Below are 22485 nucleotides of genomic sequence, written 5' to 3'. Positions count from 1 at the left end.
TATTCACTATTATTTAAATCATTTCAGCAACAATCTCCCCTATTTTCGGAGCCAGTGCCACTCCCATTCCTGAAAGTCTTACCGCACAGAATTGTCGATTAGAAATTTGTTTTATAATGGGAGTTTTCTCTGAGCCCATTGCCATAATTCCGGACCAGCGCAAAGAAATGTTAACATCCTGATTAGGCAGAATTACTTCTTTTAAAAACTGTTCCAGGTGACTTTGCAAAAATTCTGTGGTTTCAAAAGCGGTGGTTTCTTCTGTTTTAAAATCCTGATTTCTTCCGCCGCCTAATAAAATTCGGTTTCCGAGGTTCCGAAAATAATAAAACCCTTCATCATAATGGAAAGTTCCTTTTAGCTTTAAATTCTCAATTGGTTCCGTCAGAATAATTTGTCCGCGAGCCGGAATGATTTCTTCATCTTTTAAAAATGTTGAAGCAAAAGCATTCGTGCAATGAATCAGTTGATCAGATTTAATCGAAATATCTTGAGACAGCTGAACTTCAATTTCGTTTGAATTTTCAGAAATATTCTTCACTTCCGCTCCGAAGAAAAACTCCACTTTTAATTCATGGCATTTTTCTACTAATTTCTGAAGTAATTTACCCGAATGCAGACTTCCTTCACATGAATTTTCAATTAAATATTCAGATCTTCCGAGTCCGAATTCTTTAATTTTATTTTGATTTAGAAAATAGTTTTTTTCAGTTCCTGTAATTGACTTTAATTTTTCATTTACCTCCTCAATTCTATGTAAAGGTTTATCATGATTAAGAATTTCAAAACCTCCGTTTAATTCAAAATCAATTTCTGAGTTTTTAAAATGGGTCTGAATTTTCTTCAGCCCTTCAAACCTCATCTTTACAAGATCCAAAGTTTTTCCCCAACCCATTTTCTCAGAATCGGCTATCACTTCTGTCAGACTTCCGAAACACGCAAAACCGGCATTTCTTGTCGAAGCTCCCAATGGAACTGAATTTCGTTCAATAATCAGAACTGATTTTTCAGGAAATTTCTCTTTGACCGAAATCGCAGTCCATAATCCTGTAAAACCAGCTCCTATAATAATGATATCCCGTTTTCTGTAAAAGGTATCAAGCTCCCAAACGCTGTTCATGACGTAGTTATGAGTTATAACGATTTACTCTTTATTATCGTTTTGCTCTTCTTCGCCATTATGATGGAAACCTATCGCTCTTGTCGGTTCTTCGACAACTTTATAGGCATCCAATTCTGTTTTTAAGCTTTGCACTCTGTACTGAAACTGATCGTAATTATTAATAATGACATCGCTCAAAAATCTTGCAACCTGATCCAGATATTCTTCCGTCAGTTTTCCTCCAGCATCTCTTAATGCACCATTTAAAAGATTCTGATCTATTTTTAAGTTTTCATTTTTGGTTCTCTGATACAGGTTTTTAATCCTTTTTTTCAGGCTCTGCGTAAAATCAATAAGCATGGTATTGCTAAAAACTTTCATTTGAGACGCAATCTGCTGCCAGAAAGGCACTTTATCTGCTTTATTGTTTTTAAGAATTTTATACAGTAAAGAATCATTTTCCAACCCTCTTGTCATGGCAAAGAGAATGATCTCTGAACGTTCGGCTGCATTGGGAGGAAATACAGGAACGAGTACATCAAATCTTCCCGGTGCCAAAATTTCTTCATCGATTCCCGATACTGAATTCGCTGAACCTACCATTAAGAGATCTTCCTGCTCAAATTTACTGATATAATGAAGAATGATTTCCTGCGTTTCAAGGTTACATGAAGCAACATTTGTTTCGGGTGTTCTTTCCATCATTACTTCTTCAAAATCTTCCAAGAAAAGCAACACCTTATCTTCTTTCATCATTGTTAAAAGAAAATCATTAAAATTGGTTCTGTTCCCGTCTACAAAAGAAGTTCCGAGATAATGTTTTTTCACTTCTTTGAACTTATATCCTATAATTTCAGCGATTTTATTGGCCCAAAAAATCTTACCGCTTCCAGGAGGACCATACAAGATGATTCCTGCCGGTTTATTGATTCCCCAGTCTTTAATCTGCTGAGGATTTAAAAAAGGTTCTAAAACGCCGGAAATATAAAAGAACAGATCTCTGTATCCAATGAAATCTCTTTGTTTGAGACTGGTTGTGTGTCCGAAATAGCTGTAGACAAATTCGTAATTTCCTCCTAATTTATTATCAATTCCATAGCTTGAAATGGAAGATTTAAAAAATCCGTTGTCAAAGATATTCGGATTTGTTTCTTTGATGGCTTTTTCTATCTTGTCTTTGGGCTGCTTGATGGTTTCCGCAATTTGCTCCAGTGTTTTGTTTTTATCTAAATCTTTTTCGTAAATCTTTAAAAATTCAATGTTTTCTCTGGCAAATTTTTCAAAGTCTTCTTTCACTTCAAAATTGGTACTGATACAAACTCCAAGTTCAAGATCAAAATCCTGAATAAACTGTTTGATCGCTTCTGCCGAAACTTTTAATTCTTTTGCTAATTCAATTAACTTCATAGTGACTGATTAATTCTACCAAATGTAATATATTTAGTAATAAATGTAAATTGATTTATGATAATTCTGTAACATTTCTTAATTTATACAGACTACTACTATGGAAAACAAATTACAATGGAAAAGATTTTATCAGTAAAGAACCTGACGAAAAAATTCAAAAGAGTTGTGGTAAACAATATTTCTTTTGATGTCGAAAAAGGAAATGTCTACGGACTTCTTGGTCCCAACGGAAGTGGAAAATCCACGACTTTCGGGATGTTACTTTCAACCATTAATCCAACAAGCGGAGACTGGTATTGGTTTGGCAAAAAAGGAACCGATCCCGACACGCTGAAGAAAATAGGCGCTATCATTGAACAACCTAATTTTTATCCGTATTTAAGTGCGGAAACCAACCTTAAGATTGTTGCAGAAATCAAACATACTCCTTATTCAAGAATTGAAGAAGTTTTAAATACCGTAGGTTTATACGAAAGAAGAAAAGACACCTTCAAAACTTTTTCTTTAGGAATGAAACAACGTCTTGCGATTGCTTCTGCCATGCTGAATAATCCTGAAGTTCTTATCCTGGATGAGCCGACAAACGGCTTAGATCCCGAAGGAATCATCCAGATCCGAGAAATCATCAGCAATATTGCCAAACAAGGCATTACGATTATCATTGCAAGTCACCTTTTGGATGAGATCGAAAAAATTTGCAGCCATGTTATTGTCTTAAAAGAAGGAACTTCTCTTTATTGCGGAAGAGTAGATGAAATAACGTCCAACAATGGATATTTTGAATTAAGAGCAGATAATAATACGCAGCTTTCAGAAGCTCTACATGGACTTCAATGGTTTACTTCCATTACTCAGGAAGATGATTTAATAAAGGCTCATGTTCGTGATGACGCATCAATTTCGGCTTCAACATTAAATCAGAAGCTGACTGAGAAAGGAATTTTCTTATCCCACCTGAACAAGAAAAAACTGTCTCTTGAATCACAATTCCTTGAACTTGTAAAAAACACAAAATAATCATGACAAAATTATTAAAACTTGAATATTACAAAAACCTGAACTATAGACCGTTCAAGATTTTTACCATTTTATATTTCGCCATTCTTATTGCGTTGCTTTTCATTGGACTGGTCGATTTTGATCTTTTCGGAGGAACTGTCAATTTAAAAGAGCAGGGAATCTATAATTTCCCGGAAATTTGGAATTTCACCACCTGGATTGTTGGATTATTGAAAATTTTCTTAGGTTTGATCATTGTTTTTTCGATTTGTCAGGAATTTGGTGACCGAATGTTTAAGCAAAATACCATTGACGGCTTAAGCAGAAAGGAGTTTATTGGTTCAAAATTATTAACGATCAGTATTTTCACGATTATTTCAACCGTAATTGTGTTTGCGATCACTATGTTTTTAGGCTATCAATATTCTACGATAACAGAGTCTGCAAAGGTTGTTCAGGAGATGTTCTTCATCGGAAATTACTTTGTAAAACTGTTTACTTTCTTCTGTTTCCTCATGTTCCTTTCTATTTTACTGAGAAAATCGGTCTTTGTTTTTCTTTCTCTTTTTGTTCTTTGGATTCTTGAAGGGATTATTCAAAGTATAGCATTATATGTAAAATCTCAACATCATACCGGAGCGCAAATGGTAGAAAAAGCGCAGAATACATTTTCATTTACCAAACTTATGCCTTTGGAAAGTATGTCGAGCTTAATTCCAAATCCTATGATGCGATTAAAAGCAGCTCAAATATTAGGAGGAAAATACGAATTCCACTACCCTACGGAAAGTCTTATTGCCTGTCTGGTTTGGTGCGCAATTTTCATCTTCGGATCGTATTGGATTTTAAGAAAAAAAGACTGGTAAATATCTGATTAAAAGATTTTAAATTAAAGTGATTCATTTAGAATCACTTTTTTTGGCTTAAAATTTTCATTCGGTTTTGGTAAAAATAACTGCAGTGAGAAAAATTTTCTATGTTCCCGGATTGATCAGTGCTTTATTTATACCGATTCTGTTTTGGTATTATGGGAGTCAGCGAGTTCATTCGCAGTATACTGTGATGGATTTAGGGCTTCCCGCAAAACACAAATCCACTGATAGTTTTGATAATACATTTGAACAATTTCGAAACTGGAATTATCAGAAAATTATTGTAAAACCCAACACAGCCCTACAAAATCAACAATACTATATTTCTGAATTGAAAAAACTTCAGGAAAGAAATCAAAAAGAAACAGGAATCGAGTTCGTAATTGGTGATAAAAATACTTATCAGGATTTTATTGCTTTAATGGATGTTATGCAACTTGCACATCAAGAAACTTTTGGAATTGATGTAGAAAATACCAATCATTTCTTTGCTCTTCATTTTTATAAAAACCCAATTGAAACTAAAAAAGAATACACATCTATTTGTGGAGGTGTTGTAGGAGGTTATTATAAAGAAAAAAACACTTTAAATTTAATCAATCCTGAAACATTTATTAATCATGTTCCCAATAAAGCTTACTACATAATTTTTGGTTTTTTATTATTTTTAAACATTTCCATGTTAAGCATCAAAGAACGATTTCAGTTGCAAAGGATTCACTATTAAATTGAACAAGATTCTTCTATGAGTTTAATTGCAAACAAATTTCTTTTTAGCTATCTTTAAACTTTACCTATAAAAACACCAAATGATTCACTTTTCAACTTCTAAAATTATAAAAAATTGCTTTTTAACATTAGCTTTTCTGTGCTTATCCTGTTCTGATGGTAAGAAAAATACATTTAGAGTTTTCACCTCATCCAAAGAGGAAAAACCATCTTTAAATACTGAAAAGATTCATAAAAAAGCTAAAGAGGCTTTATCATTTTGTAAAGAGAAGAAATTCAATACCGATTTTTGTATTTTGATCGATATGAGTTTACATTCAGGCGTAAACCGTTTTTTCATTTATGATTTTAAAGAAAAGAAAATTACCAAAAAGTATCTTGTAGGCCACGGTTGCGGAAATTATATCTGGAGTTGGGCACAATCAAAAGACAATCCGGGTTTCAGCAATGAAGACGGAAGTCATCTTTCTTCTCTGGGAAAATATAAAATCGGGGAAAGAGGAATAAGTGAATGGGGAATTAAAGTAAAATATTTAATGCACGGCTTAGAAGAAACCAATAATAATGCACTGAAAAGAGCCATTGTTTTTCATTCCTGGGAAAAAATGGATGATCATGAGATCTATCCTCAAGGTTCTCCCGAAGGTTGGGGCTGTCCGACAGTTTCCAACAGTGCTTTAAGAGAAATTGATCCTCTCTTAAAAAGTACATCCAAACCCGTTCTGATGTGGATTTACAATTAAAAAAGACTGTCTTTCGACAGTCTTAAAAACACCTTACTTAATTATATAGTTACTTCTTATCTTTTTCAAGTAAAGAAATATAGTCTCCATATCCTTTGGCTTTCATTTCCGCTTTTGGAATAAATTTCAGAGAAGCTGAGTTGATACAGTAACGAAGTCCGCCTTTATCTTCAGGTCCGTCATTGAAAACATGTCCCAAATGCGCATCTCCGGTTTTACTTCTTACTTCCACTCTCGTCATACCCGCTGATCTGTCCAATTTTTCATCGATCAGATTTTTAGTGATCGGTTTTGAAAAACTTGGCCATCCACAGCCAGATTCAAATTTATCGGTTGAAATAAATAAAGGTTCTCCAGTCGTAATATCTACATAAATTCCTTCACGGGTTTCGTCCCAGTATTCATTCTGGAAAGGTCTTTCCGTGCCGTTTTCCTGAGTTACGTTATATTGTTCTGCGGTTAATTCTTTTTTAAGGGCAGCTTTATCCTGTTTTTGATATTTCATTTCTTTAGTCTGTTTTTTAGGAAGCGGATTTGCATTTCTTGCCATTTCAAATAATCCCGGTTCGATATGACAATATCCTCCAGGATTTTTATCTAAATAATCCTGATGATAATCTTCTGCTTTGTAGAAGTTTTTCAAAGGAATAGTTTCCACGACCACCGGTTTATTATAGTTTTTAGCTAATTTTTCGACTTCAGCTTTTACAAGAGCTTCCGTTTCTTTATCTGTTGAATAAATTCCTGTTCTGTACTGGTTTCCTCTGTCATTCCCCTGTTTGTCAACACTTGTAGGATCAATGGTTTTAAAATACAAGTCAATTAACAATTTTAAATCTACCTGTTCAGGATCATATTTCACTTTTACAGTTTCCGCAAAACCTGTGGTATGACTTACCACTTCCTCATACGTAGGGTCTTTTTTATTTCCGTTGGCATATCCAACTTCTGTTCCTACCACTCCGCGAATTTGTTGAAAAAAGTGCTCAGTTCCCCAAAAACATCCTCCTGCAAAATAGATTTCTTTTACGTTTTTATTATCCATAATGGTCTCATTTTCATTTTTATTGTCTGTGGATTTTGGTTTGGCATCTCCACAGCTTCTAGCAAAAACTGCTATACCCAGAATTACTCCAAGCAGTATTAATATATTTTTCATTTTTATTTTTTTATTTGTAATCATTTTTTTTCATTTAAAATCATTAAACTAAATCCTAAAAGCATCAGATCTTTTAAGATAAAGAAATCTGTAACAGGAATTCCGTCTACAGTCTTCCAAATACCCGGAGTGGTCAATAAATAACTTAATGTCGTAAGAAAAGTTACAACCATTCCGATGGCAGCGTACTTTCTGAGTGATGCAAATTTCACACTAAATATTAATAGTAAAGCAATGATAATTTCTATCGCTCCGATAGCGTTTGACACTGTCTGTACACTTACAATATCATATACGAAAAAAGTGAGAAAATGGTTTTTTACCAGATGTTGTATTCCTTCTGCTTCGGTCGGTGTGAATTTGAATATTCCGATCCAAAGCAAAATCAATGCAGCCCCAAAAATCGAGATATAATATCCGATTCTGCCCGTTCGGTTTTCTTTGTTGATTTCTAATAAAGTTCCGTTCATTGTAATGATTTTGATGTAATACTTTGTTTATTTTCAAAAGTATAGTCGGAACATTTTCAAAATCCTGACAATAATTGTCTTAAATATCTAAATTTTTAATAACTTTTTCTTTAAAGTCCTGAATTTCAGAATTATTAATTTTATCTTTTTTGTCCTGAGAAAGTTTTCTTTTCAGAATATCATCTAAAATTTCCAGTTTTTGTTTGTAGGCTCTGCACCATTTGCAGATTTTAAGATGCAGATTGAGTTTCCAGTTCTCTGTTGGAGAAATGTTTTCAGCATTGCGTTTTTCCATGAGCAGAGTCACTTCGCTGCATGGTAAAAAGATCATATGTATTAGTTTTTTTAACATTCTTTTAGTCCTTATGATTTTGCAAACCAGTTAAATTCCAGACACTCTCGCAACTGCATTCGGCTTCGCTGTAAAATCTTCCAAAGATTAGTCGTAGAAATATTCAATTCCTGACTCACTTCAGGCGCTTTTTTTTCTTCAAGATAATACATTTTCATCGGAATCTTCCATCTGGAGGGCAAATCTTCAATACAATCTTCCAATGTTTTATTAAAATCTTTGTCATCGAGAAGCTCGGTTTCTTTGTTGGAAGCATCCCAATCATTAAGGACATCATCATTTTTCCAAGAACCGGTTTCATCAAAAAAATGGTCTAGTTTTATTTGTGGTTCGGATTTATATTTTTTGCGATAAAAATCCGCAACTTTTCTTTTTAAAATAGTCATCAGCCAAGTCAACGGTTGACTTTTCCCTTCAAAAGAATCATACGACGAAAAAGCTGAAACAAAAACCTCCTGCACAATATCTTCCGCTTCAACTTTATCCGAAAGCAGATGTACTGCCCTTCTCAACAATGGCCCTGAATATTCTTCTATCCAGTTTTTGATTGTTTCGTTTTTTGTCATATCAAATATTATTTTATTTGCCCACAGATTTTTCGCTTTACATAAAGATCTTGTAAAAAAAATCCTAGAGTTTTTTATTTAATATTAAAACGAATATAAAAAGTTAAATGCTAAACTGCAAAAAAATATTCACTACAAAAATTCTCCTCCTTCTGAGAGGTGGCGAAAATTCAAAGAAATTTTGACGGGTGGTTTTCAACAGTCGCAATTTCCTAGCACTAATTGCAGCAATTGTCTAGGTTCATTTTTTAGATTTCGGGCGGCGGCAAAGCCGCCGCCCGAAATCTAAAAAACAGGCAAGTACAGAAAGCAGGAAACAAAAAAAAGAAAGCTTAATAATCCAAGTTTTGATATTAATAAAGAGATTTTTCACTCCGCTTTCGCTCCGTTCAGAATGACAATATTTAAACAATTATTTTACACGTAGGTTAAAACACTAAACTATATTTTACTATTGCTTTAAAAACATTAAATTTGCATCTTATCGAAAATTTGTAAAAAGCAAAGCAATATATATCATTATGACATCACAAGAGATTCGTCAGAAATTTTTAGATTATTTTAAAAGTAAAGAACACCTTATCGTTCCTTCGGCTCCTATCGTGCTGAAAGACGACCCTACCCTCATGTTTTCCAACTCAGGAATGACGCAATTCAAAGATTATTTTTTAGGATACAAAGAGCCTAAAGCCTCAAGAATTGCCGACACTCAAAAATGTTTAAGAGTTTCCGGGAAGCATAATGACCTGGATGATGTAGGTAGAGATACCTATCACCATACCATGTTTGAGATGTTGGGGAACTGGTCTTTTGGTGATTATTTCAAAAAAGATGCTATTGCTTTTGCCTGGGAATTGCTGACAGAAGTGTACGGAATTCCGAAAGAAAACCTATATGTAACCATTTTTGAAGGAGATGCTTCCGAAAATCTTGACAGAGATCAGGATGCTTATGATTATTGGAAAGCGGTGATTTCTGAAGACAGAATCATCAATGGAAACAAGAAAGATAATTTCTGGGAAATGGGAGCAAGCGGACCTTGCGGACCTTGTTCTGAAATTCATGTCGATCTAAGAAGTGAAGAAGAAAAAGCAAAAGTTTCTGGACTTGAATTGGTAAATAATGACCATCCTCAGGTTGTGGAAATCTGGAATCTGGTTTTCATGCAATACAACCGTAAAGCAGACGGAAGCTTAGAAAACCTTCCTGCAAAACATATTGATACCGGAATGGGCTTCGAGCGTCTTTGTATGGCGCTTCAGGGAAAATCTTCAAACTATGATACTGATGTTTTCACGCCTTTAATTGCTAAAGTAGAAGAACTTTCAGGTAAAAAATATACGGGAGTTTTAGAAGACGAAAAAGATATTGCGATACGTGTTGTAGTAGATCACATCAGAGCGGTTTCTTTTGCGATCGCAGACGGACAATTGCCTTCAAACGGAGGAGCTGGTTATGTAATCAGAAGAATTTTAAGAAGAGGAATTTCTTATTCTTACAGATTCTTGGATATGAAAGAACCTTTCCTTTATAAATTGGTTGCTGTTTTACAAGAACAAATGGGAGCATTCTTCCCTGAACTGGAAAAACAGGGAACTTTGGTAACAGAAGTTATTAAAAGTGAAGAAGAATCTTTCCTAAGAACGATTGAAACAGGATTAATCAGAGTTGAAAAATTAATTCAGCAGACGATTTCGGAAGGTAAAAAAGTGTTGCCAACAGAAGAAGTTTTCGAATTATATGATACGTATGGTTTCCCAGATGATTTAACAAGAATTATCGCTGAGGAAAAAGGCTTAACAATCGATGAAGCTGGATTTAAAGTGGCTTTAAATGAACAAAAACAACGTTCAAAAGCTGATTCCGCTCAGAAAGTATATGACTGGGTCGTTTTAGAAGAGCAAGAACCCAACTTTGTAGGTTACGATCAGATTGAAGCGGAAACTCATATTACAAAATACAGAAAAGTAGAAAATAAAGACGGCGAATTTTATCAGGTTGTATTGAGCAACACTCCTTTCTACCCAGAAGGTGGTGGACAAGTTGGTGATAAAGGTGTTCTTGAAAATGCTGCTGAAAGTTTCGAAGTTTTGGAAACAAAAAAGGAAAACGGATTGATTATTTCTTTAATCAGCGGGCTTCCTAAAGATGCAAGTGCTCTTTTCTATGCTAAAGTAAATGCAACCGACAGAAAAAACTCTCAGGCAAACCACTCTGTAACTCACTTGTTGCACGAAGCGTTAAGAGATGTTCTAGGAACTCACGTTGAACAGAAAGGTTCTTACGTTGGTCCTGATTATTTACGTTTCGACTTCTCTCATTTCAACAAAATGACAGAAGAAGAATTGGCTTCGATTGAAGAAAAAGTAAATGCAAAGATCAAAGAAAGTATTGCATTGCAGGAGTTCAGAAACATTCCGATCAAGGAAGCTCTGGACAGAGGCGCAATGGCTTTGTTTGGTGAAAAATATGGAGACAATGTGAGAATGATCCAGTTTGGAAGTTCAAAAGAACTTTGTGGTGGAACTCACGTGAAAAACACAAGCGAAATCGGTCATTTTAAGATCAATTCCGAAAGTTCGGCTGCTGCGGGAATCAGAAGAATTGAAGCTATTTCCGGAGATAAATCTGAGGAATATTTCAAAGGGTTGGAAAAACAGATCACTGAACTTTCTCAATTGTTGAAATCTAAAGATGTTGTGCGTTCTATCGAGAAACTAATCGAAGAAAATGCATCATTGAAAGCTGAAGTTGAAGCCTTTAAAAAAGAAAAAGCTAAAGGAGAAATCGGTGACTGGAAAAATGCTTACGAACAAAAAGGTGACAAACAGCTTTTAGTAAAGAAAACATCTCTTGATGCAGGTTCTGTAAAAGACATCGTATTCCAGTTGAAGAAAGAAATCCCTACTTCGGTAACAATCATTCTTTCTGATGCAGACGGAAAACCAATGATTACCGTTGGAGTTTCTGATGATTTGGCAGCAAATTATCAGGCAGGAGCGATTGTAAAAGATTTAGCAAAAGAAATCCAAGGCGGTGGTGGCGGAAACCCAGGTTTCGCTACAGCCGGAGGAAAAAATCTTGATGGATTGGAAAATGCTTATCAGAAAGCGTTGAACATTTAATTATCCTGTTAAAAAGATTTAAGAAAATATAAAATAAATTTTCATTTCTCATTATTATGGGAATTAAAAAATAAATAAAACCACTGTATCTTATTCGAATACAGTGGTTTTTATTTTTAACAAAAGATTATATTTTTTCGTATTCTTTTGTAACCTTCTTATCAATAGTTTTGTCTTATATATAAAAAAACTAATGTCAAAACTTCTCTCTACTCTATTTTTATTCTCCACAGTATTGTTTTTCGGGCAGATTCAGCTCAAAGTCATCAATAAATCCAACAAGCAGCCGATTCATAATGCAGCAGTATATTGTGATGATGAACTTTTAGGAAAAACAGATTTCAATGGGAACTTATCTTTAAAAACAAAATGTAAAAAGGTCGAGATTCTTGCCAGTAATTTTGAAGATGTTTTGGCAGACGTAAAAAAATCGATGGAAATTTCGATGCAGCCTTCATCCGAAAAACTGGATAATATAGACAGAGTGATCATTAGTGATAAGAGTGATCCCAAAGCTTTGAGAATCTTAGATGAACTGAATAAAAGAGCTAAGGAAAATTCTCCAAAATCTTTGGATTCTTACAATTTCAAATCATATTCTAAATTTTCTATTGATGTAGACAAAGATTCTGTTGATACATATAAAAATTTCTTAGCGGTCAGAAAAGATTCCCTTTCAAAAGTGGATAAGAAAGATTTTAAACAGAAAGAAAAAGATAAAAAAGACTCATTGACGGCAGAAGATTTCATCAGCGCTACGGAAGAAAGCCAGATGTTTCTTTGGGAAAAAGCGACTGAATACAAATATTCAAAGAGTTTTGGGGAGAAAACGAATATCATAGACAACAGAATGTCCGGTTTTAAAAATCCGATCTATGAAGCTTTAGCTATTAATATTTCCAATCTGGACAGAACACCGAGACAATTAAGACCTGAAAACAGAAAGCTGTTCAACTTCTACCTTTCAGATACCTTACAGCTTGACGGAAGAAAAACATACGTGATCAAATTCAAGGAAATCACAGACAAAAAGAAACAGAATCCGAGAAAATTCAACGGAAAAATCTATGTGGATTCTGAAACCTATGCTTTAAAGAAATTCGAAAGCATCAACAAAAAACGAAACGAAGGAAATATTGTCTCTGTCTGGAAACCGATCAACGGAAAGTGGTTTTTAGATTCTGAAGATATTATGCTGAAGATGGGAGACCAAAGTTTTGATACCTCAAAGAAAGACAGCATAAAACCCGGAGAAAAGCCAAAATATAATAAAAAGAAATTCGGGAACTATCTGTACGTTAAGAACCGCTTCTTTGATTTTGATATCAATGGAAAGCAAAAAGCATCAGAATTTAAAGGATATTCTCTGGAAATGAAAAATTCAGACGGAAGCCTTCTGGAAAAATACAGAACAGACAGCCTTACAGCAAGAGAAAGTGCAACCTACACAAAAATTGACAGCTTTGTTCAGAAGAATGATTTTGAGAAAAAATTAAATACTTTAACACAGTTAATGCGCGGAAACATCCGCTATAAAATGATCGATTTTGATATTACCAAGCTATTCAGCTACGACAAATATCAGGGAATCCGTTTGGGAGCTGGTCTGAAATTGAATGAAAATTTCAACAAAACGCTTTCTCCTGATGGGTATTTTGGCTACGGATTTAAAGATCATACCTGGAAATACGGTTTAGGTTTAGATGTGAAACTTTCGGACAAGAGAACTTCCGTATTCAGAATAGATTATGTAGACGATGTTTTTGCGGCAGGAAGATTCAACAATACAATGTGGGATATGATGATGAAAATTTCGGACATGAATCTGGATCTTCATAATGGAACGTTCTACAAAAATCAGAAATGGGGAGCTTCTTTCCTGTATGATATTTCCAATTCGTTAAGCATGAAAGTTACCCTTAACAAGGAAAAACAAAAAGCTCTTTTCGATTACCAGTATAAAAATCTGGGAAACAGTTTCGACAATACAAGCGCAACAGTCTCATTAAAATTCGCTCCGAATGATAAAAACATTATGACGCCAAGCGGAAAATATACGTACGAAAGAAGCTATCCTCAGATTTTCATGAATTACGAAAAAGGATTTGAAACATTAGGCGGAGATCTGAATTATGACCGATTAGACGCTTTGATTATTCATCAGTTCAGATCTAAATTAGGATATACTAACATCAAACTTTTCGGAGGAATTTCTTCAGGAAATGCACCCATCTGGAAAAACTTTGAAATCGCAGGACAAAATGATTCTAATGTAGACCATTGGTATTCAAATATCAGCACACCTTCCAATTTAGGATTTGCTACAATGCCTTCAGGAACTTTCTTTGCTGATAAATTTGCCGCCTTTAAAATTTCCCAGTCACTTCCATTCAGATTCAAAACTATCGGAACAAGATATTCCAGTATAGATCTTGAATATCAGGCGGCTATTGGAGATTTAAAAAACAGAGGCGATCATCAGTTCCAGTTCCAGGTTTTGGATCATTATTATCAGGAAGTCGGAGTAATGTGGAACCGATTTTTAGGAAGAAGTTTCGGAGTCGGCTTCTCTTACAGGCTAGGATATTATCAAACGTCACAATTTAAAGACAACTTTGGAATAAAATTCAGATTCAGTCTTTTAAATTAAAAAAATAAAGTAATATCACAATTACTAGTAAAAATATAAACAGAAACTTTCCGGTTTCTGTTTTTTTATTATCTTTCCCAAAAAATAATCATGAAAAAAATACTTATTGCGTGTTTCACCGCGATATTACTTACAGCGTGTCAGTCAAAAAATGACAAAATCAGGAACTTTGTAGCGATGTATAACCAATCGTCTTCTATGATGACGAATGGGATGATCAAATCTACCAAAGCAATTGATTCCGGTAATGACCAAATTACCATCGAAGTAAATACCTCCAATGAAGCCGGAGATGAAATGCAGGCCGAACTGATGAAAACCTCTCTCCCAGAGCTTATAGGACAAGCTATTAAAAGTGAACCGAAAGGACGTGAACTTTTAGACAAAGGAGTGAAATTCAATATTAAAATTTATGGAGTCGGTGCAAGAGTTATTGCAGATGAGGTGATTGATAGTAAAAACATAAAAGGTGATGCAGGAAAAGACCTTAAATCAATTTCTATGGGAAGTTCCGGTCCGGATCAGCTCAATGCGGTTCTTGATATTTTCAATAAAAATCTGCCATCGGAAGACCCATCTACGGGAATAAAAATCATGAGCATTAAAGCAGATAATGAAAGTAATATCGTTTATACAGCACAGGTTCCGGAAAGTTTTCAAAAATTGTTTCAGGTAGAAGGTGCAGAGCAGATTGTAAAAGATGAAATGCTGAGATCACCTCAAATTCAGCAGATTTTTTCTAAAACCGAAAGATTAGGAGTAAAAGATCTTATTTATAAATACACGGATGCCAACGGAAAAAACATCAAAGAAATTAAAATCACTAAAGAAGACCTGAAATAATGAATGATAACCCCGTTTGGAAAACCATTTTAAGTATTGCCGTTTGTTTATTTGCCGTTATCAGACTTGCCATTACCTGCAGCAACAATTCAAAAAGATCTTCGTATTCCGATACAAGCTATCAGAATGTAAATTCTCTTATTCAGCATTACAGAAATGAAAATGTACAAAATGATGACCTTTCAAATGATCTCTTTTACGAAAGCTATGACAGCATCAGCAAGCTGAATGATGCAGAAAAAGCAATTTTTCGTGTGGTAAAGGTCAAAAATGATACTTTACTTCCTATAGATCTTACCTCAAAAATAAATATTGAGTCTAAAAGCTTTGTTCAGAAAAATCATGATGATTCTCTTCAGCTCGCCATGAAACTTCCTGACAATACGAGTATATTCATTCATACCTACTCTTCTAATGATGGTTTGACAGACAACTTAAAAGCTTTAAAAAAGAAGAAAAACATTGAAAATATAAAAGTAAAAGTTGATGATCCCGATTCTAAATTTGTAAGCTACACCTATCAGTACGGAGGCAAAAAATACAATGGCTGTGCTTTATTAGCAAAAGAAGCGGGTCAGTTCACTTCTCTCGAATTTGAAAATAATAAGCTTTCAAAAGAAGATCTTCAGATAAAAGCAATTACATTTGTTTCTCTATTGGCTAAATAAAAAACTCCCGGAGATCCGGGAGTTTTTTATTTAGGTTTAAAAGATCATTCCGATAAAGCATCGGTATTAATATCAATTAACAAAACTTTTCTAACACAATAAATATCACTAATTTTGAAAAGTTTTTCTATGAAAAGGGTTTTATTGTATATATTTTTTTTCCTCTCTGTTTTTGGTTATTCACAATCAAAAATCACCTCCATTGAAACCGTTATCATTGAAGATAAAAGTGATCCGAGAGCATTGGAAATTTTAAAAAAAGTAAACAATCTTTTTAAAGAAAACTCTCCTAAAACACTGGATTCCTATTCTTATAAATCGTACGAAAAAGTTTCTTTAGATATAGACGAAGACAGTATTTCGCAGTTCAAAAAACTCTTCGACCATACGCTTTTTAAAAAGAAACGGGAAAAAGATTCTCTCAACAGCATTACCGCCAAACAAATATTTTCGAAGAGCAAACTTTTTCTTTGGGAAAGAGCTCAGGAATTTTTATACTCAAAAAAATACGGCGAGAAAATTAATATTCTGGACAACAGGATTTCCGGACTGAAACAGCCTATTTATGAAATGCTTGCGCTACAGCAAAGCAACAGAGATGTAGTTCCGGATCAGGTAAAATATGAAAACAGGAGGCTTTACCGCTTTTTTCTTACCGATACTGTTGAAATGGACGGAAGGAAAAATTTTGTCATCCGTTTCCGGGAAGTAAATTATAAGAAAAACGACAAAAAAAGAAAGTATAACGGCGCCATATATATTGACACCGAAACTTACGGTATTAAAAAAATCGAAAATTTCAGTAAAAATAAAAACGACGGAATCATTACCAGCACATGGGTTTTCTACAACAACAAATGGTTTCTTGCACAGGAAACCGTAAAGCTGAAAATGAGCAATATGGTAATGGAGGAAGAAAACAGGGAAACACACGAGAAAAGGAATAAAAAGAGCTTCGGAACGTATGCTTTTCTTACTTCAAGATATTTCGATTTTCAGTCGCCTATTGAGCAAACCAGAAGTAACTTCAAAGGATACACTTTTACTGTGAAAAACGCAGACGGAAAAACACTCAGCCAATACCGTACAGATCCTTTAACGGAAAGGGAAAGCAATACCTACACAACGATAGACAGTCTGGGAAAAATTTATAATATTGATAATAAAGCCCAGATTTTTTCAGGATTATTAAACGGACAGATACGGGTCGGAAGTTTAGATTTCGCATTAGATGAGATTGTAAACTTTAATGCTTATGAAGGATTCAGAGTGGGATTAAAGGCAAAACTAAATGAAAATTTTAACCCTTATTTCTCTCCCGATTATTATTTTGCTTATGGTTTCAAAGACGATCATTGGAAATACGGAATCGGGCTGGATATTAAGACCTCTTTAGAAAAAAATTCATTTTTCCGTATTGAAAATTATAATGATGTAACGGCTTCCGGAGAATTCTACCGAAAACTATGGAGTTTTAAAATGCGAACTTCCAACTATGGAAATAACCTTAATAACAGCCGGTATTTTCAGTTTAAAGGAGTTTCCCTGTCTTATACCAATGATCTTACGAATGCACTGACTTTGGTTTCCACGGTAAGAAGAAATTCTGAAAAGGCGATGTTTGATTACGATTTCAGAGATCAGGGTGCCGCTTTTGATAATTTTAATACATTAATTACGCTTAAATATTCCCCGAATTCTACCAACATCATGACTCCGCAGGGAAAATCGTTGCTGGATCAGAAATTCCCTGAAATTTATCTGAACTATGAGCAGAGTTACAAGGCTTTTGGAGGAGATCTTAATTATTCCCGTTTTGATCTGCTTTTCCTTTACAACCTGAAAACGATGTTGGGAACTACAGGTTTCAGGCTCTACGGAGGAATGGTTTTTGGAGCTGCCCCGATCTGGAAAAACTTTACGATGAACGGATTGGCTTCCACAAGAAATGATTTCAACTTCAATCTTACCTCCTATCTTGGTTTCGCCACATTGGAAGGTGGAAAATATTATAATGACAAATTTGTTGCCTATTATTTTACCCACAAACTCCCTTGGTATTTTAAAAGCTTAGGACAAAATATTTCAAGTTTAGATCTTGTACTGCGTGGAACTATTGGTGATATGAAACATCCTGAGTATCATGATTTCAGATACAGAACCCTAAACCGCCTTTATCAGGAAGTTGGATTGGAATGGAACAACTTTCTTTCCAGTTATTTTAATTTAGGATTATTTTACAGAGTCGGATATTATACAACATCGAACTTTAAGCAAAATTTTGCGATACAGTTCAAACTCAAATTATTAGAATTTTAAAATCAGCATATGCAGAAAATAGAAATACAAGCAGATCAGTTTTTCGAATTATTAAAATTAAAGGACACCTCCATGTGGGAAATTTTTGCCCAAATGATCGATGGAAATGAAAAAGAAATTATTTTCCTTGATCATGAAAATAAAATCCTTTTCAACTATGTTCTTCCCTCAACAAAAGAAAAAATGGAGGAAGACAGAAAAGAATTCTCAAAGCAGTTTGCTGATAAATTGGCAAATCAGAATTAAAAATATTACGTAGCATGTCATTCTGAACGAAACAAATTGGAGTGAAGAATCTTTTATATTGTGGAGATTCTTCCTTCGTCAGAATGACATTCCGTACATTACTCCTCTTTTATTTCAAAAATTCTTCCAATGTTTTTTTAGCTTCAGCAACATCATGTACACGAAGAATTTTAGCACCTTGTTTCAGCACTTTCATATGAAGCTTCTGGGTTTCTTCATTAATGTCCAAAGGTGATTTCCCCAACGGTTTATAAATAAAAGATTTTCTGGAAATTCCGATCAAAAGAGGAAATTTTCCAAAACCTAAATATTTCACCTCATCAATCATCTTCATCTGATCTTCTACCGTTTTTCCGAATCCAAAACCGGGATCCAAAATAATATCGTTAACTCCTTTTTCTAATAGTTCTTTAGTTTTTTCAAAAAAGTACTGATTAACAGACAATGTAATATCCTGAAATTTTATTTTATCATGCATGGTTTCATACGAAGGATTCACATGCATCAAAATATATGGAAGTTTGGTTTCGGTGGCCGTTTCAAACATCTTGTCATCAAATTGTCCTCCGGAAATATCGTTAATAATATCAATTCCCTCATTATAGCCAAACTTCACGGTTTCAGCATAAAAAGTATCTAAAGAAATCAAAATTTCAGGAAATTCTTTCTTGATTAAAGAAATCATATCTCCAATCCTTTCAACTTCTTCTTCACTGCTTAGAAACTCTGCATTCGGGCGTGTTGATTGCGGACCTATATCAATAATTTCTGCTCCTTCTTGTATTAATTGTTCAGCATGCTTCAATGCCGATTTTCCATTATTGAACTTTCCTCCGTCTGAAAAAGAATCGGGAGTAAGATTCAGAATTCCCATGATTTTGGGTGAGGACAGATCGACCATTCTTCCGTTACAGTTCAAATAATACGTATTGACAGATGATGAAATATTTTGCATATGCAAAAATACTAACTTCCGGCTTCTCCTAAGCAACTTCCAGCCAAAAAACTAAGTCCTTATTCCTGCTACCTAAAACCTATTTTGTATCTTTGAAAGATTAAGAGAATTTATGCTAAAGACATCAATACAATTCGAAAAAATTATCAGTGAGTGCCGTGATTTGTTTGGTAAAAAATTACAGGATTACGGAGCAGCATGGAGAGTACTAAGACCCAGCTCAATTACGGATCAGATTTACATTAAAATCAACAGAATCCGCACTTTACAAATGACTGATAAGAAAATGGTGGATGAAAGTGAAGAGGGCGAATTTATTGCGGTGGTCAACTATTCTATTATCGGGCTTATTCAGCTTGAAAAAGGTCTTGCCAATGATTTTAGCGAAAATAAGGACGAAATTTTAGCGCTTTATGATAAATATGCCAACGAAGCCAAAGCTTTGATGGAAAGAAAAAACCATGATTATGGTGAAGCATGGAGAGATATGAGAATTTCTTCCATCACAGATTTAATTTATCAAAAGGTCTTAAGAACAAAACAAATCGAGGACAATCAGGGTAAAACTATTGTTTCTGAAGGTTTGGATGCCAATTATTTTGATATGCTTAATTATGCTGTTTTCTGTCTTATAAAATTCTCTGAAAAAGAAAACAACGTAGAATCCAAAACTATTTAATATGTTAAAAGCTTTATTACGCTTCGTTATTGCGATTATTTTCATTCTTTCGGGCTTTGTAAAAGCGGTGGACTTAGTAGGTTTTTCCTTCAAGATGGAAGAATATTTCGCTCCCAATGTCTTTGATATGCCTTTTTTAGAAAAATTTGCATTACCACTTTCGGTATTTGTCGTGATTCTGGAGCTTCTTTTAGGATTTATGCTTTTAATTAAATTAAAACTTAAATTCACACTTTCAGCATTAATTGCGCTTTGTATCTTCTTCGGATTCCTTACTTTTTATTCCGCTTACTTCAATGTAGTGACAGATTGCGGATGTTTTGGAGATGCGATTAAATTCACGCCATGGCAGAGTTTCATGAAAGATATTGTTCTTTTAGTCGGTTTAATTGTTGTCTTTATTTTATACAGAAAAGAATTTAAGAAAAAAGATTCTTACAGCTATAGTCCTAAAAAAGAATCCAATACATTCAAATATATCTTTTTAGGCATATTTTCTATAGGAATGATCCTGATCGGAGCACACGGAATTATTCATGAACCTCTTATCGATTTCCGTGATTATAAAATCGGAACTGATATAAGCGCTGAGAAACAAAAGATCAATAAAAATCCTTCGGTATACAAAACTTTTTACAACCTCAAAAATCAGAAAACAGGAGAAACTGTAAAGGTAAATCAGGATGATTATATCAAAGAGACCAAATATTGGGCAGAAGGTTCTCCATGGAAAATTGAAGAAGGTAAAAATGAATCTGTTCTGATAAAACAAGGCTACAAATCTGAAATTGTAAAGTTTAAGATTGAAGATCCTTCCGGAGTTGAACTGACTGAAAGTATTCTTCATGCTCCTAAAGCTATTTTGATATTTTCTTATGCTCCGAAAGAAATTTCCCCTGAATTATTAAAACAGGTAGAAGCAAAAGCAAAATCTCAGGGAGCTACGGTTGTTTACGGAGTTTCAACAGTTGCTACTACCTTCAAGACCATTCCGAATGCGATGATGGACGGAACAGCTATTAAAACGATTGCCAGAAGCAATCCTTCTATACTTATCCTTGAAAGCGGAAAAATTACAGACAAACTTCCTGCAAAGGATTATCTGAAATAATCTGCTTTTGTTTGGGAAAATTTTAAAACACTAAACTTTTAATATAACATTGTAAGAATGCAAAAATCAAATAAACCTATTGCGGGTTATCATTTATTAATGATACTTTCTTCTGTAGACGGAGAATTTGCTCCTGAAGAAGGACTTCTTATTCAGCAATATCTGGCAGATGAGTTTCCTTTCAGAATGAATCTTGATAATGAACTTGAAACATTGGCTCTTTTAAAACCTGAAGAATGGAAAGATCATTTCGAATTTCACGCACGTTGTTTCCAGGATGATTCAACAGAGGACGAGCGTGAAAAATTTGTGCAATTTGCAAAGTCTTTAATAAAAGCTGATCATGTGGTAACCGATGCAGAACATACATACTATAAGCTTTTAAAAAATTTGTGGAATATTAATTAATTGAGAAATTGGAGATTACAAGATAGAAATTAATTAAAAGCACTGACTTCTAGCTTTTAACCTCTAACAATCTACTATCTAAAATAAAGAAACTATGAGAAGAAAAATAGTTGCAGGAAACTGGAAAATGAACAAAAACGTAATTGATGCTCAACAATTAATGACTCAATTATCAGAATATAAAAACAATAATACGACCAACTGTGAAGTTTGGATCGCTCCTCCTGCATTATATTTAATGATGGCAAAAGACATCTTCGAAAAGGATGAAATCGGAGTATTTTCTCAGGATATGAGTGAGCACGAAAGCGGAGCTTACACCGGAGAAATTGCTGCTGATATGCTTGAATCTATTGATGCAACAGGATCATTGATCGGACATTCTGAAAGAAGACAATACCACGGTGAAACTGATTCTCATTGCAACAGAAAAGTGAAATTAGCTTTGGACAAAGGTCTAATTCCTGTATACTGTAATGGTGAAACTTTGGAGCAAAGAAAAGCTGGACAACATTTTGAAGTGGTAAAAAACCAGACAGAAGTTGCTCTTTTCACACTTTCTGCTGAAGAAATCAAAAAAGTAGTAATCGCTTACGAACCGGTTTGGGCAATCGGAACAGGTGAAACGGCAACTCCTGAACAGGCTCAGGAAATCCATGCTCACATCAGAGGAATTATTGCTGCAAAATACGGACAGGAAGTTGCTGATGAAGTTTCTATTCTTTACGGGGGTTCTGTAAAACCTGATAATGCAAAAGAGATTTTCTCTCAACCTGATATTGACGGTGGTCTTATTGGTGGTGCTGCTTTGAAATTAGAGGATTTCTCTAAGATTATTGAGGGTTTTAACTAGTCTTGAATACAATATTATATGAAAGATCGTCTTTTGGGCGGTCTTTTTCGTTTTTTTTCTCGCAGACGTTGCAGATTACATGGATGTTTTTTTAACGCAAAGTTTTAATTGATTAGGTGTAAGTTGTAAGGGAGCAAAGAGTAATCAACAAGTTGATTTGATAAAGCTATATTTTCAAGCTTCGTGTAGTAAATTTATTTATTTTTTGCTGACTAAAATATGGGTT

At 34.3% G+C, this 22485-nt stretch carries 21 protein-coding genes; 14 read left to right on the top strand and 7 right to left on the bottom strand.

Annotated elements, in window-relative coordinates:
• Window positions 1-13 precede the first annotated feature (13 nt).
• Window positions 14-1120: an NAD(P)/FAD-dependent oxidoreductase gene (locus JI747_RS00170; protein WP_225685429.1), complete on the bottom strand. Its 1107-nt coding sequence runs from the start codon at window positions 1118-1120 to the stop codon at window positions 14-16.
• A 24-nt stretch (window positions 1121-1144) separates the two neighbouring features.
• Window positions 1145-2509, bottom strand: coding sequence for an AAA family ATPase (locus JI747_RS00165; RefSeq protein ID WP_225685428.1), 1365 nt, complete (start codon window positions 2507-2509; stop codon window positions 1145-1147).
• A 117-nt stretch (window positions 2510-2626) separates the two neighbouring features.
• Between JI747_RS00165 and JI747_RS00160 the strand changes: the two genes are divergently transcribed.
• From JI747_RS00160 to JI747_RS00145, 4 genes are all read left to right on the top strand, one after another.
• Entirely contained in the window at window positions 2627-3529 is a 903-nt protein-coding gene (locus JI747_RS00160) for an ABC transporter ATP-binding protein (RefSeq protein WP_225685426.1), read from the top strand.
• 2 nt (window positions 3530-3531) lie between these two features.
• Window positions 3532-4377, top strand: a complete 846-nt coding sequence (locus JI747_RS00155; protein WP_225685424.1) for an ABC transporter permease — start codon at window positions 3532-3534, stop codon at window positions 4375-4377.
• A gap of 94 nt (window positions 4378-4471) precedes the next feature.
• A complete protein-coding gene (locus JI747_RS00150) occupies window positions 4472-5110 on the top strand; it encodes a hypothetical protein (protein ID WP_225685423.1) in 639 nt (212 codons plus the stop codon).
• A gap of 82 nt (window positions 5111-5192) precedes the next feature.
• Window positions 5193-5855: a murein L,D-transpeptidase catalytic domain-containing protein gene (locus JI747_RS00145; protein WP_225685421.1), complete on the top strand. Its 663-nt coding sequence runs from the start codon at window positions 5193-5195 to the stop codon at window positions 5853-5855.
• Between the two features lie 49 nt (window positions 5856-5904).
• On the opposite strand, the gene msrB is transcribed toward JI747_RS00145, so the two are convergent.
• The 4 genes from msrB to JI747_RS00125 all read right to left on the bottom strand — a co-directional run bounded on the left by msrB (window position 5905) and on the right by JI747_RS00125 (window position 8402).
• Complete coding sequence (gene msrB, locus JI747_RS00140; protein ID WP_225685419.1) at window positions 5905-7014, bottom strand: peptide-methionine (R)-S-oxide reductase MsrB; 1110 nt, start codon at window positions 7012-7014, stop codon at window positions 5905-5907.
• Window positions 7015-7034: 20 nt separating this feature from the next.
• Window positions 7035-7484, bottom strand: a complete 450-nt coding sequence (locus JI747_RS00135) for a DUF417 family protein (RefSeq protein WP_225685417.1) — start codon at window positions 7482-7484, stop codon at window positions 7035-7037.
• 79 nt (window positions 7485-7563) lie between these two features.
• Complete coding sequence (locus JI747_RS00130) at window positions 7564-7815, bottom strand: hypothetical protein (protein ID WP_225685416.1); 252 nt, start codon at window positions 7813-7815, stop codon at window positions 7564-7566.
• A 32-nt stretch (window positions 7816-7847) separates the two neighbouring features.
• A complete protein-coding gene (locus JI747_RS00125; protein ID WP_225685415.1) occupies window positions 7848-8402 on the bottom strand; it encodes an RNA polymerase sigma factor in 555 nt (184 codons plus the stop codon).
• 521 nt (window positions 8403-8923) lie between these two features.
• Between JI747_RS00125 and alaS the strand changes: the two genes are divergently transcribed.
• The 6 genes from alaS to JI747_RS00095 all read left to right on the top strand — a co-directional run bounded on the left by alaS (window position 8924) and on the right by JI747_RS00095 (window position 18253).
• A complete protein-coding gene (gene alaS / locus JI747_RS00120; protein ID WP_225685414.1) occupies window positions 8924-11527 on the top strand; it encodes an alanine--tRNA ligase in 2604 nt (867 codons plus the stop codon).
• Between the two features lie 193 nt (window positions 11528-11720).
• On the top strand, window positions 11721-14177 hold the full coding sequence (locus JI747_RS00115; RefSeq protein ID WP_225685413.1) for a DUF5686 family protein: 2457 nt from the start codon (window positions 11721-11723) through the stop codon (window positions 14175-14177).
• Between the two features lie 90 nt (window positions 14178-14267).
• Window positions 14268-15020 (top strand): hypothetical protein, encoded by a 753-nt coding sequence (locus tag JI747_RS00110; protein ID WP_225685412.1) that lies wholly within the window; start codon window positions 14268-14270, stop codon window positions 15018-15020.
• On the top strand, window positions 15020-15688 hold the full coding sequence (locus JI747_RS00105) for a hypothetical protein (protein WP_225685411.1): 669 nt from the start codon (window positions 15020-15022) through the stop codon (window positions 15686-15688). Before JI747_RS00110 ends, JI747_RS00105 begins: the two co-directional genes overlap by 1 nt.
• Before the next feature lie 129 nt (window positions 15689-15817).
• Window positions 15818-18007 carry a hypothetical protein gene (locus JI747_RS00100; RefSeq protein ID WP_225685410.1) on the top strand — a complete coding sequence of 730 codons (2190 nt, stop codon included), beginning with the start codon at window positions 15818-15820 and terminating at the stop codon, window positions 18005-18007.
• Window positions 18008-18016: 9 nt separating this feature from the next.
• Window positions 18017-18253 (top strand): hypothetical protein, encoded by a 237-nt coding sequence (locus tag JI747_RS00095; protein WP_225685409.1) that lies wholly within the window; start codon window positions 18017-18019, stop codon window positions 18251-18253.
• A gap of 109 nt (window positions 18254-18362) precedes the next feature.
• Here the strand turns inward: JI747_RS00095 and folP are convergent, their stop codons facing one another.
• Window positions 18363-19208, bottom strand: coding sequence for a dihydropteroate synthase (gene folP, locus JI747_RS00090; RefSeq protein WP_225685407.1), 846 nt, complete (start codon window positions 19206-19208; stop codon window positions 18363-18365).
• A 112-nt stretch (window positions 19209-19320) separates the two neighbouring features.
• Between folP and JI747_RS00085 the strand changes: the two genes are divergently transcribed.
• From JI747_RS00085 to tpiA, 4 genes are all read left to right on the top strand, one after another.
• Window positions 19321-19887 (top strand): DUF1599 domain-containing protein, encoded by a 567-nt coding sequence (locus JI747_RS00085; protein WP_225685405.1) that lies wholly within the window; start codon window positions 19321-19323, stop codon window positions 19885-19887.
• Window position 19888: 1 nt separating this feature from the next.
• Window positions 19889-20998: a BT_3928 family protein gene (locus JI747_RS00080; RefSeq protein ID WP_225685403.1), complete on the top strand. Its 1110-nt coding sequence runs from the start codon at window positions 19889-19891 to the stop codon at window positions 20996-20998.
• 57 nt (window positions 20999-21055) lie between these two features.
• The gene (locus tag JI747_RS00075; protein WP_225685402.1) at window positions 21056-21406 is read left to right on the top strand and encodes a tellurite resistance TerB family protein; all 351 of its coding nucleotides are present in this window, start codon (window positions 21056-21058) and stop codon (window positions 21404-21406) included.
• A 94-nt stretch (window positions 21407-21500) separates the two neighbouring features.
• Window positions 21501-22259, top strand: a complete 759-nt coding sequence (tpiA, locus tag JI747_RS00070) for a triose-phosphate isomerase (protein ID WP_225685401.1) — start codon at window positions 21501-21503, stop codon at window positions 22257-22259.
• Window positions 22260-22485: the final 226 nt, after the last annotated feature.

The organism is Chryseobacterium tagetis, assembly GCF_016735585.2.
Classification (GTDB): Bacteria; Bacteroidota; Bacteroidia; order Flavobacteriales; family Weeksellaceae; genus Chryseobacterium; species Chryseobacterium tagetis.
The sequence above is the reverse complement of the archived record's forward strand: the minus strand, read 5'-3'. Positions and strand labels throughout refer to the sequence as shown.

What these genes read in the sequence shown, in the direction of transcription:
- JI747_RS00095 (WP_225685409.1), top strand. Translation starts at nt 18,017, where the DNA reads ATGCAGAAAATAGAAATACAAGCAGATCAGTTTTTCGAATTATTAAAA.
- JI747_RS00110 (WP_225685412.1), top strand. Translation starts at nt 14,268, where the DNA reads ATGAAAAAAATACTTATTGCGTGTTTCACCGCGATATTACTTACAGCG.
- JI747_RS00135 (WP_225685417.1), bottom strand. Translation starts at nt 7,484, where the DNA reads ATGAACGGAACTTTATTAGAAATCAACAAAGAAAACCGAACGGGCAGA.
- JI747_RS00080 (WP_225685403.1), top strand. Translation starts at nt 19,889, where the DNA reads ATGTTAAAAGCTTTATTACGCTTCGTTATTGCGATTATTTTCATTCTT.
- JI747_RS00115 (WP_225685413.1), top strand. Translation starts at nt 11,721, where the DNA reads ATGTCAAAACTTCTCTCTACTCTATTTTTATTCTCCACAGTATTGTTT.
- JI747_RS00125 (WP_225685415.1), bottom strand. Translation starts at nt 8,402, where the DNA reads ATGACAAAAAACGAAACAATCAAAAACTGGATAGAAGAATATTCAGGG.
- JI747_RS00130 (WP_225685416.1), bottom strand. Translation starts at nt 7,815, where the DNA reads ATGATCTTTTTACCATGCAGCGAAGTGACTCTGCTCATGGAAAAACGC.
- folP (WP_225685407.1), bottom strand. Translation starts at nt 19,208, where the DNA reads ATGCAAAATATTTCATCATCTGTCAATACGTATTATTTGAACTGTAAC.
- JI747_RS00105 (WP_225685411.1), top strand. Translation starts at nt 15,020, where the DNA reads ATGAATGATAACCCCGTTTGGAAAACCATTTTAAGTATTGCCGTTTGT.
- JI747_RS00170 (WP_225685429.1), bottom strand. Translation starts at nt 1,120, where the DNA reads ATGAACAGCGTTTGGGAGCTTGATACCTTTTACAGAAAACGGGATATC.
- tpiA (WP_225685401.1), top strand. Translation starts at nt 21,501, where the DNA reads ATGAGAAGAAAAATAGTTGCAGGAAACTGGAAAATGAACAAAAACGTA.
- JI747_RS00160 (WP_225685426.1), top strand. Translation starts at nt 2,627, where the DNA reads ATGGAAAAGATTTTATCAGTAAAGAACCTGACGAAAAAATTCAAAAGA.
- JI747_RS00075 (WP_225685402.1), top strand. Translation starts at nt 21,056, where the DNA reads ATGCAAAAATCAAATAAACCTATTGCGGGTTATCATTTATTAATGATA.
- alaS (WP_225685414.1), top strand. Translation starts at nt 8,924, where the DNA reads ATGACATCACAAGAGATTCGTCAGAAATTTTTAGATTATTTTAAAAGT.
- JI747_RS00165 (WP_225685428.1), bottom strand. Translation starts at nt 2,509, where the DNA reads ATGAAGTTAATTGAATTAGCAAAAGAATTAAAAGTTTCGGCAGAAGCG.
- JI747_RS00145 (WP_225685421.1), top strand. Translation starts at nt 5,193, where the DNA reads ATGATTCACTTTTCAACTTCTAAAATTATAAAAAATTGCTTTTTAACA.
- JI747_RS00085 (WP_225685405.1), top strand. Translation starts at nt 19,321, where the DNA reads ATGCTAAAGACATCAATACAATTCGAAAAAATTATCAGTGAGTGCCGT.
- JI747_RS00100 (WP_225685410.1), top strand. Translation starts at nt 15,818, where the DNA reads ATGAAAAGGGTTTTATTGTATATATTTTTTTTCCTCTCTGTTTTTGGT.
- JI747_RS00155 (WP_225685424.1), top strand. Translation starts at nt 3,532, where the DNA reads ATGACAAAATTATTAAAACTTGAATATTACAAAAACCTGAACTATAGA.
- msrB (WP_225685419.1), bottom strand. Translation starts at nt 7,014, where the DNA reads ATGAAAAATATATTAATACTGCTTGGAGTAATTCTGGGTATAGCAGTT.